The following is a 13,882-nucleotide window of genomic DNA, read 5'->3' on the forward strand; positions in this document are numbered from 1 at the left end:
GGGCCGGGCGCCGCGGCCGCCCCGCGCGGCGATAGGATCACGGCGCCATGCCGATGAATGCCGCATACACGCACACCAGTTTCGTCGCCGTGGGCGACTCCTTCACCGAGGGCATGTCCGACGCCCTGCCGGACGGCTCCTACCGCGGCTGGGCCGACCTGCTCGCCGCCCGCCTCGCGGCGCGCACGCCCGGCTTCCGGTACGCCAACCTCGCCGTGCGCGGCAAGCTGATCGGCCAGATCGCGGACGAGCAGGCGCCGGTGGCGGCCGCCATGGGCGCGGACCTGGTGACGCTGGTGGGCGGCCTCAACGACGTGCTGCGCCCGCAGTGCGACGTGGACCTGGTGTGCGCCCGCCTCGCGGAGGCCGCCGACCGGCTGGCCCCGGGGTGCCGGCAGCTGGTGCTCATGCGCAGCCCCGGCCGGCGCGGGCCGGTCCTGGAGCGCTTCCGGCCCTGCATGGAACAGCTCTTCGACTTCATCGACACGCTGGCCGAGCGGCACGGCGCCCTGGTCGTCGACCTCTTCTCCGCGGAGGTGCTGGGCGATTCCCGGCTGTGGGCCGAGGACCGGCTGCACCTGAACGCCGAGGGCCACCGGCGGGTGGCCGAGGCCGTGTGGCAGGCGCTCGGTCACCCGCCGGAGTCCGACTGGCGCGAGCCGCTGCCGCCGGCCCTGCGCCCCGCCTGGTCCACCCGGCGCGCCTCCGACGTGCGCTTCGCCCGCGAACACCTGGTCCCCTGGATCGGCCGCCGGCTCACCGGACGCTCCTCGGGGGACGGCCGCCCGCCCAAGCGCGCCGAGCTGCTGCCGTACGAGCCGCTGCCCTAGCCACTCGCCCAAGCGCTCTCGTAGCAACCCACAAACCGGACCGGGGCGCTGGCCTGCGCGAATCGCCAGTAGACTTCCGTCACGTGACTGCAAAGCCCCGCATCCCCAATGTCCTGGCCGGCCGCTACGCCTCCGCGGAGCTCGCCGTGCTGTGGTCCCCCGAGTACAAGGTGACGCTGGAGCGGCGGCTGTGGCTCGCCGTGCTCCGTGCGCAGAAGGACCTGGGGATCGAGGTGCCGGACGCCGCCCTCGCCGACTACGAGCGCGTCCTGGACCAGGTCGACCTGGCCTCGATCGCCGAGCGCGAGAAGGTCACCCGGCACGACGTGAAGGCCCGCATCGAGGAGTTCAACGCCCTCGCCGGCCATGAGCACGTCCACAAGGGCATGACCTCCCGCGACCTGACGGAGAACGTCGAGCAGCTGCAGATCCGGCTCTCGCTCGAGCTGGTGCGCGACCGCGTCGTCGCCGTCCTGACCCGGCTCGGCAAGCTCGCCGCCGACCACGCCGAGCTGGTCGTGGCGGGCCGTTCGCACAACGTCGCCGCCCAGGCCACCACCCTCGGCAAGCGCTTCGCGACCACCGCCGACGAGCTGCTCGTCGCCTTCGGCCGCACCGAGGAGCTGCTGGCCCGCTACCCGCTGCGCGGCATCAAGGGCCCCGTCGGCACCGCCCAGGACATGCTCGACCTGCTCGGCGGCGACGCCGCGAAGCTGGCCGAGCTGGAGCAGCGCATCGCCGCCCACCTCGGGTTCGCGCACGCCTTCACCTCCGTCGGCCAGGTCTACCCGCGCTCCCTGGACTACGACGTGGTCACCGCGCTGGTGCAGCTGGCCGCCGCGCCCTCCTCGCTCGCCAAGACGATCCGGCTCATGGCCGGCCACGAGCTGGTGACCGAGGGCTTCAAGCCGGGCCAGGTCGGCTCGTCCGCGATGCCGCACAAGATGAACACCCGCTCCTGCGAGCGCGTCAACGGCCTGATGGTCATCCTGCGCGGCTACGCCTCGATGACCGGCGAGCTGGCGGGCGACCAGTGGAACGAGGGCGACGTCTCCTGCTCGGTGGTGCGCCGCGTCGCGCTGCCGGACGCGTTCTTCGCGCTGGACGGCCTGCTCGAGACGTTCCTGACCGTCCTCGACGAGTTCGGTGCCTTCCCGGCCGTCGTGGCTCGCGAGCTGGACCGTTACCTGCCGTTCCTCGCCACCACCAAGGTGCTGATGGGCGCGGTGCGCGCCGGCGTCGGCCGCGAGGTCGCGCACGAGGTCATCAAGGAGCACGCGGTGGCCTCGGCGCTCGCGATGCGCGAGCAGGGCGCCGAGCGCAACGAGCTGCTCGACAAGCTCGCCGCCGACGCGCGCATCCCGCTGGACCGCGCCGCCCTGGACGCGCTGATGGCCGACAAGCTGTCGTTCACCGGTGCCGCGAGCGACCAGGTGGCCTCGGTGGTCGCCCGCGTCGAGGAGATCGCCAAGCGGCACCCGGAGGCCGCCGCGTACGCGCCGGGGGCGATCCTCTGACACCCCAGGAGCTGGAGGCCGCCCGCGACCGTCTCGTTCCGGACGTGGTCGCGGACGGCCTCCGTGTCTTGTTCTGTGGCATCAACCCGGGCCTGATGTCGGCCGCCACCGGCCACCACTTCGCCCGGCCGGGCAACCGCTTCTGGCCCGTGCTGCACGCCTCGGGCTTCACGCCGCGCCGGCTGCTCCCCGCCGAGGAGCGGGAGCTCCTGGAGTACGGGCTCGGCATCACCAACGTCGTCGCCCGGGCCTCGGCGCGCGCCGACGAGATCAGCGACGCCGAGTTCCGCGAAGGGGGCCGCGTCCTCACCGAGAAGGTGGAGCTGCTGCGGCCCCGCTGGCTGGCGGTCGTCGGGGTCACCGCCTATCGCGTCGCCTTCGGCGACCGGCACGCGAAGATCGGCCCTCAGGAACGCACCATCGGCACCACCCGTGTCTGGGCGCTGCCCAATCCCAGCGGGCTCAACGCCCATTGGCCGCTGCCGAAGATGGCGGAGGAGTTCGCGCGGCTGCGCGCCGCCGCCGACGGCACCGGCTGATCGCCCGCCCCGCCGTCACCACCGGCGGGGCTCCCGAGGCTCGCCGGGTTCCGGTTGACCGGATACGATCCGTGCGGGCAAAGGGCGCGCAAAGCGAGGAGGCGGCACGTTGGGGCGGCTCACCGGCGGGGACCCGTCTCTGTTGCGGCGGATCAATTCGGCCGTGGTGCTGCACGCCCTGCGCGCCGCCCAGGCGCCCACCCTCACCGACCTGGTCAACGTCACCGGACTGTCGCGGCCGACCGTGGAGGGCGTCGTCGAGGGCCTGATCGGCTCCGGCCTGGTGGTGGAGGCGCCCGCCGACGAGAACGCGGCGCGCCGTCAGGGCCGCCCGGCGCGACGCTTCCGGTTCCGGGTGGAGGCCGGCCATCTGCTGGGCATCGAGATCGGGCCGCACCGCATCGCCGCGCTGCTGGCGGACCTCGGCGGACGGGTGATGGGCTCGGCCCACGTGGAGGTCTCCGCGACGGCTCCGGCGGACGAGCGCCTGGAGCAGGTCCGGGTGGCCGTCGCCGACCTGCTCCGGCGCGCCGGGGTGCCGCGTGGTTCGCTGCGGGCGGTGGGCGTGGCCACCCCCGGCATCGTGGAGGCGGACGGGACCGTACGGCTGGGGACGGCGCTGCCGCAGTGGACGGGGCTGCCGCTCGGGGAGCGGCTGCGGCGCTCGTTCCGCTGCCCGGTGCTGGTGGAGAACGACGCCAACGCCGCCGCCGTCGCCGAGCACTGGAAGGGCGCGGCGACCGCCTCCGACGACGTGGTCTTCGTACTGGCGGGGCTGAGCCCGGGGGCCGGGTCGCTGATCGGCGGACGGCTGCACCGGGGCTTCGGGGGCGCGGCCGGGGAGATCGGCGCCCTGCACCTGCTGGGCCGGGAGGCCACTCCCGAGGAGGTGCTGTCCACCACCGGGGAGCCGCTGCACCCGCTCGACGAGGCGCAGGTGGCGCGGGTGTTCGCCCGCGCGGAGCAGGGTGACGAGCGGGCCCGGGCGGCGGTGGAGCGGTATCTGCGTCGCCTGGTGCACGACGTGGCGGCGCTGGTGCTGGCGCTCGACCCGGAGCTGGTCGTGGTGGGCGGCTGGGCCGCCCACCTGAACGGGGTCCTGGAGCCGCTGCGGGCCGAGCTGGCCCGCTACTGCCTGCGGCCGCCGCAGGTGGCGCAGTCGCTGCTCGGCGAGGCCGCGGTGGCCACGGGTGCGCTGCGGCTGGCCCTCGACCACGTGGAGAAGCAGCTCTTCGCGGTCGAGAGCACGGTCACGGCGCGCCGCTGAGCGGCCGTCAGCCCGCGAGGAGCTGCACCTCCGCGCCGCCGGCGTCCCCGAAGGTGAGCCGGCAGGTGTCGGCACGGTAGGTGGCGACGGCGACGGCCGCGGTGCGGCCGCCGGAGACGTAGCGGGTGGTGACGACGAGCACGGGTGCGCCGGGGAGCCGGTCGAGCTGCTTGGCGTCGTCGGCGCGGGCGGAGCCGAGCTCCACCGCCTGGTCCTGGCCCTCCAGTTGCAGGCGCTGCAGCTCGCGCAGCACGGCGCGGGCGCGGGCCGTCCCGGTGGGCGCGTCGATGGCGGCGAGGCCGGGGACGCTGCTCGCGGGGACGTACAGCAGCTCGGCGGCGACGGGCTGACCGCGCGTCTTGCGGGTGCGGCGCACGATGTGCACGTCCTGGCCGGGGCCGGTGGCCAGGAGTCGGGCGACCGTGGCGGGGGGTACGGCCTCGGTGCTGTCGACGGGCTGCCAGGCGTCGGCCGCCGTGCCGGGCCAGGCGTGGGCGGCGTCGGCGACGGCGACGCCCACGCGGGGCGGGGCGACGGTGGTGCCGACGCCCCGGCGGCGCTGGAGGCGGCCCTCCAGCTCGAGCTGTTCGAGCGCCTGACGGAGCGTGGCGCGGGCCACGCCGAAGCGGGCCGCGAGCTCGCGCTCGTTCGGCAGGATCTCGCCCACGGCGAACTCCGAGTCGAGTGCGTCGCTGAGGACGGTCTTCAGGTGCCAGTACTTCGGTTCCGGCACCGTTTCCAGCTGCGTGGTCCCCACCCTGATCCTCCGCAAAGGCTTTTCGCGCGCTTCTTTATTAAAGGTTGTTGCAGTATGCCTGCGACCATAGGACGGTGTGCGTACTTGGTCAAGACCAATGGCATCCCGCTCCGGCCGCTGTCAGAGGGCTGAGGTACCGTCGGTAATCATTCGGTCGCGTGACGGGGGGCAGGAGCGATGGAGCGGGCGTCGGACCAGGTCACGGTGGTGACCGGAGGGGGCAGGGGCATCGGTGCGGCGGTGGCGGTGCGGCTGGGTCGCGCCGGGCACCGCGTGGCCATCGGCTACGAACGGGCGCGGGAGGCGGCGGAGAGGACGGCGGACGCCGTGCGCGCCGAGGGCGTGGCCTGTGCGGCGGTCCGGGTCGACACCGGCGACGAGCGACAGGTCGACGACTTCTTCGCGATAGTGAAGGAGGAACTGGGGCCGGTCACGGGTCTGGTGAACAACGCCGGGATCACGGGCTTGTTGGGCCGGTTCACCGAGACTCCCGTGGAACGGATGCGCCGGGTCGTCGATGTCAACGTGCTGGGCACGCTGATCTGTGCCCGCCGGGCGGCGCTGGAGATGTCCACGCGCCACGGCGGCCGCGGCGGTGCGATCGTGAACATCTCCTCGACCGCCGCGACGCTGGGCAGCCCCGGCGAGTACGTGCACTACGCCGCGAGCAAGGCCGCGGTGGACGCGATGACCGTGGGGCTGGCCAAGGAGCTGGCCCCGGAGGGCATACGGGTCAACGCGGTGCAGCCCGGGGCGATCGTGACCGGCATTCACGCGGCGATGGGCGACCCGGACCGGCCCTGGCGCGCGGCCGACCGCATCCCCATGGGCCGCCCCGGCGAGCCGGAGGAGGTCGCGGGAGCGGTGGCCTGGCTGCTGTCGCCGGAGGCGTCGTACACCACCGGCGCGGTGCTGCGGGTGGCCGGAGGGCTCTGACCGGCCCCGGCCGGGCGTGGTCAGGGCTGCAAGGCCGTCAGCTTGTCGGGGTTGCGGATGATGTAGACCTCGGCGATCCGGCCGTCGGCGACCTCGACGCTGAGGACGGAATCGGTGCGTCCGCCGGCGAGCACCAGCACGGCCGGGGCCCCGTTGACCTCCGCGAGGCGGACCTCCGGGCGGGGGGTCTCCTTGCCGGCGACGGCCAGCAGGAAGCGCCCGACCTTCCCGGCGCTCTCGATGACGCGCAGCGCGGCCTTCGCCTTGCCGCCGCCGTCGCTGACGAGCCGGACGTCGGGGGCGAGCAGGTCGAGCATGTCGTCGATGCTGCCGCCGGTGGCGGCGGCGAGGAAGCGCTCGGTGAGGTCGCGCCGGCGGGCCGGGTCGACGTCGAAGCGCGGCTTGCGTTCCTCCACATGACGGCGTGCCCGCCCGGCGAGCTGGCGCACGGCCGCCTCCGAGCGGTCGAGCGTCTCCGCGATCTCCTGGTAGGGGAAGCCGAACGCCTCGCGGAGGACGAAGACCGCGCGCTCCAGCGGCGAGAGGGATTCGAGGACGACGAGCACGGCGAGGGAGACGGAGTCGGCGAGCACCGCGCGCTCGGCCGTGTCGGGCACTGTCGCGCCGAAGTCGGTGATGACGGGCTCCGGCAGCCAGGGCCCCACATACGCCTCGCGGCGCGCCTGCGCCTGACGCAGCCGGTCGATGGCGAGCCGGGTGGTGACGCGCACGAGATAGCCGCGCGCGTCCCGCACGGCCCCGCGGTCCGCGGTGGACCAGCGCAGCCATGCCTCCTGGACGACGTCCTCCGCGTCGGCGAACCGGCCGAGCATGCGGTAGGCCACGCCGGTCAGCGTGGTGCGGTGTTCCTCGAAGGCCTCGAGCCCGGCGTCAGGTGCGCTCACCCGGCCCATCCCACCCGAGGTGGCCGGGGATTGTCCACGTGAACCGGGTCTCACCGGGGCGGAGCGGCCGCCGTGCCGCCCGGGGTCTACCCAGTGGTAACCGCTGCTGACATCCTGTCTCGGTACGTCGCCCCACGGATGACGAGGAGCCGAGCCATGACCGAGACGATCTCCTTCACCATCGACACCCCGGCCGGGCAGCGCACGGTCGGGGTGGCGTACGAGCGGCTCGGCGGCGGCGAGCCGCTGGTGCTGCTGCACGGCATCGGCCACCACCTGCAGGCATGGGACCCGGTGGTGGGCATCCTCGCCGCCGAGCGCGACGTCGTCGCCGTGGACCTGCCGGGCTTCGGCCGCTCCCCCGCGCTGCCCGACGGGATCCCCTACGACCTGAGCGGCGTGGTCCCCGTGCTGGGCGCCTTCTTCGACGCGCTGAACCTCGGGCGACCGCATGTCGCGGGCAACTCCCTGGGCGGGCTGCTCGCCCTGCAGCTCGGTCACGACAAGCTCGTACGCTCCGTCACCGCGCTGTCCCCCGGCGGATTCTGGACCGAGGCCGAGCGCCGCTACGCCTTCGGGGTGCTGATGGCCATGCGCCAGGGCGCGCTGCGGCTGCCGGAGCAGACGGTGGCCCGGCTGGCCCGTACGGCCGTGGGCCGGGCGGCGCTGGTCAGCCCCATCTACGCCCGGCCCGGCCGCCGTTCGCCCGACGCCGTGGTCGCCGAGACGCGGGCGCTGCGCGAGGCGTCCGGCTTCGAGGCCGTGCTCACGGCGGGCCGCTCGGTCCGCTTCACCCACGACGTGGCGGAGGTGCCGGTCACCATCGCCTGGGGCACCAACGACCGGGTGCTCCTCCGCGGCCAGGGCGTGCGGGCCAAGAAGGCGATCCCGGGCGCCCGGCTCGTACGGCTGCCGGGCTGTGGTCATGTCCCGATGAACGACGACCCGGCGCTGGTCGCCCGCGTCATCCTCGACGGCTCGCGCTGACCCGGGCGGCGACGCGAGGGGCGCGCGTCGGACAGTGACGCCTTCGCGGCGCGGTGGGAAGGTGGTGGGCACCCGAAGCCGGCGCGAGGAAGGTGCGGTGCTGTGGCCGAACAGGTGGATGTCGTCGTCATCGGCATGGGTCCGGGCGGCGAGCACGTGGCCGGGCGGCTCGCCGAGGCCGGGCTGAGCGTGGTGGGCGTCGAGGCGGAGCTGGTGGGCGGCGAGTGCCCGTACTGGGGATGCGTGCCCAGCAAGATGATGATCCGCGCCGGGAATCTGCTGGCGGAGGCGCGGCGGGTGCCCGGCATGGCGGGCACCGCCCGCGTCTCGGCCGACTGGGCGCCGGTGGCCGACCGCGTCCGCGACGAGGCCACCGACGACTGGAACGACCAGGTGGCCGCCGACCGCTTCACCGGCAAGGGCGGCCGCCTGGTGCGCGGCCACGGCAGGCTGGCCGGCCCGGGGCGGGTGGAGGCCGGCGGCGAGGTGTTCGAGGCGCGGCGCGGCATCGTCCTCGCCACGGGCAGCCGGCCGCAGATCCCGCCGGTGCCGGGGCTCGACGCCGTGCCGTACTGGACCAACCGCGACGCGATCGCCGCGAAGGAGCCGCCGGGCACGCTGCTGGTGCTGGGCGGGGGCGCGGTCGGGCTGGAGCTGGCCCAGGTCTACGCCCGTTTCGGCACCCACGTCACGGTGGTGGAGGCGCTCGACCGGCTGCTCCCGGCCGAGGAGCCGGAGGCCGGCGAGCTGCTGACCGGGGTGCTGCGCGGCGAGGGGCTGACGGTGCGGACGGGCGCGCGGGTCGGCCGGGTCCGGCACAGCGGCGACGCGTTCACGCTGACCCTCGAGGACGGCGCCGAGCTGACGGGAGATCAGCTGCTGGTGGCCACCGGCCGCCGGGCGGACCTCTCCGCCCTCGGCCTGGACACCGTGGGGCTGGACCCCGCCGCGCGGGCCCTGCGCACCGACGGGCAGATGCTCGCCGCGCCGGCGCTGTGGGGCGTGGGCGATGTGACCGGGCACGGGGCGTTCACCCATCTGGCGATGTACCAGGCGGAGATCGTGATCCGGGCCGTGCTGGGCGAGCCCGGCCCGGACGCCGACTACCGCGCCCTGCCCCGGGTGACCTTCACCGACCCCGAGGTGGGGGCGGTGGGCCTGACCGAGAAGCAGGCCCGCGAGAAGGGGCTGCGGGTGCGCACGGGCGTGGCCCGGGTGCCGTCCTCGGCCCGCGGCTGGATCCACAAGGCGGGCAACGAGGGACTGGTCAAGCTCGTCGAGGACGCGGACCGGGGCGTGCTGGTGGGCGCGACCGCGGCGGGGCCGATGGGCGGCGAGGTGATGTACGGGCTGGCGGTGGCGGTCCAGGCCACGGTGCCGGTCGAGGCGCTCCGGCACATGATCTACGCGTACCCGACCTTCCACCGCGGGGTGGAGGACGCGCTGCGGGAGTTGCGCGGCTGAGCGCCGCCCGGGCGGCCGGGGCGCGCCCGGATCGTCCGGACCCGGACAGATGTGTCCTTTACCCGTCGGACACAGGACGTTCGTGATCACGCAACACCGCTCGGCAAGGGTGGGGGCATGACCGACGAGACCTTCGCGAAGAGCTCCCCCCGGCACCACGGCCACCACCACTGGCGCCGGGACCTGGTGGAACTGGCCGCCCTGTTCACGGCGGTCGCCGCTGCCGACGCCGTCGCCAACACGGTCGCGCACGGCCCCGACGGGCCCGCCCTGCTGGTCAGCTCGGCCGCCGCCCTGCTGGCCACGGCCGGCTTCCACACGTGGTGGTCCCGGCGCCGGGGCCACACTCCCCCGCCGCCCGCCGCGGAAGCCGCCGATGCCGGCGCGGCGCCGGCCCGCACCACCGACGCCGCTCCCTCGGACGGCGACACCACGCTGTGGCGGATGCGTACCACCGTGCGCGACGAGGTGGGCAGCCTGGCCGCGCTGTGCCTGGCCCTGGCCGAGTGCCGCGTCGACATACTCGCCCTGCAGACCCATCCCCTGGCCGACGGCACCGTCGACGAGCTGTTGCTGCGCGCCCCCGCGGCCCTCGCGCCGGCCGAGCTGACCCGGGCCGCCGCGCGCGGCGGCGGCCGCGAGACCTGGCTGGAGCGGGCCGACGCCCACGACCTCGTGGACGCCCCGACCCGGATCCTGGGCCTCGCCACCCGCACCGCCCTGGACGCCGCCGAACTCCCTCTCGCCCTCCGGCAGTTGCTCGGACGCTGCACCATCCACTCGATACCGGCCCGCTCCCCCCACACCGGGGCCCTGGCCGAAGCCGTGCCGGAGGAGGGGGTGTGGGAGGAGACGGTACTGCGGCTGCGCGACCCCTCCGGCGGGTCGATCACCATCGAACGCCCGTATCTGCCCTTCACCCCCACCGAGTTCGCCCGTGCCCGGGCGCTGGTCGAGCTCGACGCCCGGCTGGGCCCGCGCGTACCGCCGCGCCGCGACGTGCTGACACTGCCCGAGGGCAACGAGATCACCGTCCGCCGGGCCGACGCCGCCGACCTCGGGCCCGCCCGCGCCATGCACGACCGCTGCTCCAACGCGACGCTCAACCGGCGCTACCACGGTCCCGTCACCGACGCCGACCGCTACCTGCGCCACCTGCTCAGCCCGCGCTTCGGCCGCACCCTGGCCGCGTACACCGCCTCCGGCCGGCTCGTCGCCCTCGGCCATCTGCTGTGGGACGGCAACGAGACCGAGGTCGCGCTGCTCGTCGAGGACGACTGGCAGCGGCGCGGGGTCGGCGGCGAGCTGCTGCGCCGGCTGATCGCCATGGCCGGCGAGGCGGGCTGCGAGAGCGTGTACGCGGTCACCACGGCCTCCAACACCGGCATGGTGGGGGCCATGCGCGCCCTGGGCCTGCCGCTGGACTACCAGATAGAGGAGGGCACCTTGGTGATCACCGCCCGGCTCGCCGCCGTCCCCGCGGCGGCCCGCCCCACGTCCGCGACGGTGCGCCGGGTTTCGGACAACTAACGGAAAAATACCCCTGACGCGGCCACCCCGGGCATACGAGGATGGGCACATGCCGAACTCCACGAACACTCCGCTGCCCCGTCAGGTCGCCGACTCCTACGTAGAGGCGTTCACCGAACTCGACCCCATCACCGGTACCTTCCTGGGCATCGCGGAGTCCGCGCGACGACTGCCGGACTTCTCTCCGGCGGGGCAGGAGGCCCTGGCCGACCTGGCCCGGACGACGCTGCGGGCGCTGGAGGAGGCCGAGGCGCGGCCGGGCGCGGACAGCGACAGCGAACGGCGCTGCGCCCGGCTGCTGCGCGAGCGGCTGACCGCCGAACTCGCCGTGCACGAGGCGGGGGAGCCGCTGCGCACGGTCAGCAACATCCACTCGCCGCTGCACGCGGTGCGCGAGGTCTTCACCCTGATGCCGACGGAGACCGAGGAGGACTGGTCGGCGGTCGCCGAGCGGCTGCGGGCGGTCCCCGCGGCGCTCGAGGGCTACCGCGCCTCGCTCGCCGAGGGTGTCGAGCGCGGGCTGCCGGGCGGTCCGCGCCAGGTGAGCACCGTCATCGGCCAGCTGGACCAGTGGATCGGCACCGGCACCGGCTGGTTCGGCGACTTCACGGCCGCCGGGCCCAAGGAGCTGCGCGACGAGCTGGACGAGGCGGCCGGCGTCGCGACGGGCGGCCTGGCCGCACTGCGCGACTGGCTGCGCGACGTCTACGCCCCGGCCGTCGAGGGTGCCCCGGACGTGGTGGGGCGCGAGCGGTACGCGCGCTGGTCGCGCTACTGGAACGGCACCGACCTCGACCTGGACGAGGCGTACGCCTACGGCTGGTCCGAATTCCACCGCATCCTCGGCGAGATGCGCGTCGAGGCCGAGAAGATCCTGCCGGGCGCGAAGACGCCCTGGGAGGCCCTGGCCCACCTCGACGCGCACGGCACCCACATCGAGGGAGTGGAGGAGACCCGCGTCTGGCTGCAGGAGCTGATGGACGAGGCCATCGAGGCGCTGGACGGCACCCACTTCGAGCTGGCCGAGCGCGTCAAGCGCGTCGAGTCCCGCATCGCCCCGCCCGGCGGCGCCGCGGCCCCGTACTACAGCCAGCCGTCGGAGGACTTCTCCCGCCCCGGCCGCACCTGGCTGCCCACGATGGGCGAGACCCGCTTCCCCGTGTACGACCTGGTGTCGACCTGGTACCACGAGGGTGTTCCCGGCCATCACCTGCAGCTCGCGCAGTGGGTGCACGTGGCGGACCGCCTCTCGCGCTACCAGGCCACCGTCGGCCTGGTCAGCGCCAACTGCGAGGGCTGGGCGCTGTACGCGGAGCGGCTCATGGACGAGCTGGGCTTCCTCACCGATCCCGAGCGCCGGCTGGGGTATCTGGACGCCCAGATGATGCGCGCCGCCCGGGTGATCATCGACATCGGCATGCACCTGGAGCTGGAGATCCCCGGCCACTCGCCCTTCCACCCGGGCGAGCGCTGGACGCCGGAGCTGGCGCGGGAGTTCTTCGGCATGCACAGCGGCCGCCCGGCGGACTTCGTCGACAGCGAGCTGGTGCGCTACCTGGGCATGCCGGCCCAGGCGATCGGCTACAAGCTCGGCGAGCGCGCGTGGCTCACCGGCCGCGAGGCCGCCCGCAAGGCCCACGGCGACGCCTTCGACGCCAAGGCCTGGCACATGGCGGCGCTGTCCCAGGGTTCGCTGGGCCTGGACGACCTGGTCGCGGAGCTGTCGGCGCTGTGAGGGGCATCGACTAGGGTGCCGCGATGGCACCTTTGATCATTTTCTGTGGCGACCCGCTCGGTCCCCGGCGGGCGGACCCGCACTTCACCGGCGAGGTGCGGGCCGCCCGCGAGCTCGGGCTGCGGGTCGCCCTGCTCGACCACGACGCCCTGCTCGCCGGGGACGCCGCGGCAGCGGTCGCCGGTGTGCCACGCGGGGCCGGGGCGGCGTGGTACCGCGGCTGGATGGTGCCCTCCGGACGGTACGCGCGGCTGGCGGGCGCCCTCGCGGACCGCGGGGTCACGCTGCTGACGGGGGCGGAGGACTATCGGCGCGCCCATGAACTGCCCGGCTGGTACGGCACGTTCAGCGCCCTCACCCCGCGGGGCGTCTGGCTCCCGGCCGAGCCGGGCCGCGCTCCCTCGGCGGCGGAGCTGGCGGCCGCCACCGCGCCGCTGGGCGGCGGGCCGGCGGTGGTCAAGGACTATGTGAAGTCGCGCAAGCACGAGTGGCACGAGGCGTGCTACGTCCCGGACCTGGCCGACACGGCCCGGACGGCGGCCGTGGTCGCCCGTCTCGTCGAGCTCCAGGGCGCCTTTCTCGCCGGCGGCGTCGTGGTGCGGGCCTTCGAGCGCTTCTCGGCGGCGGGCGAGGCCCGCGTGTGGTGGGTGGACGGCGTCCCGGTGCTGACCACCGCCCACCCGGACAGCCCCGGCCTGCGGCCGGACCCGGCGACCGAGGCGGTGGCCCCTTGTGTGGCGGCGCTCGGGTGCCGGTTCGTGACCACCGATCTCGCGCTGCGCGAGGACGGGGTGTGGCGCGTGGTGGAGGTCGGGGACGGCCAGGTCAGCGACCTGCCCCGGGACACGGACCCGCGGCCGCTGCTGCGGGCGCTGGCCGGCGCCCGCCCGCGGCCGGCGGCCGCGCGTCAGCAGCCGCATTCCCCGTCGAGCGGTGCGGTCAGCGGATCGGCCGGGAGCTGACGGGTGCCCTCCCAGGTCTCGACGGCGTAGCCCTCGCGGATCCAGTACTCGATGCCGCCGAGCATCTCCTTGACGCGGTAGCCCAGGCGGGCCAGGGCCAGGGCCGCGCGGGTGGCGCCGTCGCAGCCCGGCCCCCAGCAGTAGACGACCACCGGGACGGCCGGGTCGAGGAACTCGGCGGCGAGAGCGGGGATCTGCGCGGTCGGCAGGTGCACGGCGCCCGGCACGTGGCCCTGGTCCCAGGACTGGGTGGAGCGGGAGTCGACCACCGCGAAGTCGGCGTGGCCGGCGGCCAGGGCGGCGTGGACGTCGGCGACGTCGGTGTGGAAGGCGAGACGGGCGGCGAAGTAGGCCGCGGCGTCGCCGGGGGCGGCCGGGGGAACGGCGAGGACGGAGCTGGTGGCCTGCGGGGCGGCGGTTGCTGTCATGCCCGAAAATCTACGGTCCTTGATC

Annotated in this window: 13 protein-coding genes; 10 read left to right on the forward strand and 3 right to left on the reverse strand. The window is 74.8% G+C overall.

The features are described 5' to 3' along the window. Positions 1-47 precede the first annotated feature (47 nt). The 4 genes from ABZ956_RS19605 (at position 48) to ABZ956_RS19620 (ending at position 4,153) form a co-directional block, all read left to right on the forward strand. Positions 48-830 (forward strand): SGNH/GDSL hydrolase family protein, encoded by a 783-nt coding sequence (locus ABZ956_RS19605; protein ID WP_361894869.1) that lies wholly within the window; start codon positions 48-50, stop codon positions 828-830. An 83-nt stretch (positions 831-913) separates the two neighbouring features. Next, positions 914-2,347, forward strand: a complete 1,434-nt coding sequence (gene purB, locus ABZ956_RS19610) for an adenylosuccinate lyase (protein WP_361894872.1) — start codon at positions 914-916, stop codon at positions 2,345-2,347. Then, complete coding sequence (mug, locus tag ABZ956_RS19615; protein ID WP_361895152.1) at positions 2,344-2,886, forward strand: G/U mismatch-specific DNA glycosylase; 543 nt, start codon at positions 2,344-2,346, stop codon at positions 2,884-2,886. The genes purB and mug overlap by 4 nt, the downstream gene beginning before the upstream one ends. 109 nt (positions 2,887-2,995) lie before the next feature. After that, positions 2,996-4,153, forward strand: coding sequence for an ROK family protein (locus ABZ956_RS19620; protein ID WP_361894875.1), 1,158 nt, complete (start codon positions 2,996-2,998; stop codon positions 4,151-4,153). A gap of 7 nt (positions 4,154-4,160) precedes the next feature. Here the strand turns inward: ABZ956_RS19620 and ABZ956_RS19625 are convergent, their stop codons facing one another. Continuing rightward, on the reverse strand, positions 4,161-4,910 hold the full coding sequence (locus ABZ956_RS19625; RefSeq protein ID WP_361894878.1) for a GntR family transcriptional regulator: 750 nt from the start codon (positions 4,908-4,910) through the stop codon (positions 4,161-4,163). A gap of 177 nt (positions 4,911-5,087) precedes the next feature. On the opposite strand from ABZ956_RS19625, the gene ABZ956_RS19630 reads away from it, so the two are divergent. Next, positions 5,088-5,846, forward strand: coding sequence for an SDR family oxidoreductase (locus tag ABZ956_RS19630; protein WP_361894881.1), 759 nt, complete (start codon positions 5,088-5,090; stop codon positions 5,844-5,846). A 20-nt stretch (positions 5,847-5,866) separates the two neighbouring features. On the opposite strand, the gene ABZ956_RS19635 is transcribed toward ABZ956_RS19630, so the two are convergent. Next, on the reverse strand, positions 5,867-6,760 hold the full coding sequence (locus ABZ956_RS19635) for an RNA polymerase sigma-70 factor (RefSeq protein ID WP_361894884.1): 894 nt from the start codon (positions 6,758-6,760) through the stop codon (positions 5,867-5,869). 147 nt (positions 6,761-6,907) lie between these two features. On the opposite strand from ABZ956_RS19635, the gene ABZ956_RS19640 reads away from it, so the two are divergent. The 5 genes from ABZ956_RS19640 (at position 6,908) to ABZ956_RS19660 (ending at position 13,429) form a co-directional block, all read left to right on the forward strand. After that, positions 6,908-7,738 (forward strand): alpha/beta hydrolase, encoded by an 831-nt coding sequence (locus tag ABZ956_RS19640; protein ID WP_361894887.1) that lies wholly within the window; start codon positions 6,908-6,910, stop codon positions 7,736-7,738. Between the two features lie 102 nt (positions 7,739-7,840). Continuing rightward, positions 7,841-9,202 (forward strand): NAD(P)/FAD-dependent oxidoreductase, encoded by a 1,362-nt coding sequence (locus ABZ956_RS19645; protein WP_361894890.1) that lies wholly within the window; start codon positions 7,841-7,843, stop codon positions 9,200-9,202. A gap of 117 nt (positions 9,203-9,319) precedes the next feature. Further along, positions 9,320-10,732 carry a GNAT family N-acetyltransferase gene (locus tag ABZ956_RS19650; protein ID WP_361894893.1) on the forward strand — a complete coding sequence of 471 codons (1,413 nt, stop codon included), beginning with the start codon at positions 9,320-9,322 and terminating at the stop codon, positions 10,730-10,732. Positions 10,733-10,781: 49 nt separating this feature from the next. Next, positions 10,782-12,467, forward strand: a complete 1,686-nt coding sequence (locus ABZ956_RS19655) for a DUF885 domain-containing protein (protein WP_361894896.1) — start codon at positions 10,782-10,784, stop codon at positions 12,465-12,467. Between the two features lie 23 nt (positions 12,468-12,490). Beyond that, positions 12,491-13,429, forward strand: coding sequence for an ATP-grasp domain-containing protein (locus tag ABZ956_RS19660; protein ID WP_361894899.1), 939 nt, complete (start codon positions 12,491-12,493; stop codon positions 13,427-13,429). On the opposite strand, the gene ABZ956_RS19665 is transcribed toward ABZ956_RS19660, so the two are convergent. After that, positions 13,375-13,857, reverse strand: coding sequence for a rhodanese-like domain-containing protein (locus tag ABZ956_RS19665; protein WP_361894902.1), 483 nt, complete (start codon positions 13,855-13,857; stop codon positions 13,375-13,377). The two genes, ABZ956_RS19660 and ABZ956_RS19665, sit on opposite strands and share 55 nt — an antisense overlap. Positions 13,858-13,882: the final 25 nt, after the last annotated feature.

It is taken from the genome of Streptomyces sp. NPDC046261 (assembly GCF_040646235.1).
GTDB lineage: Bacteria > Actinomycetota > Actinomycetes > Streptomycetales > Streptomycetaceae > Streptomyces.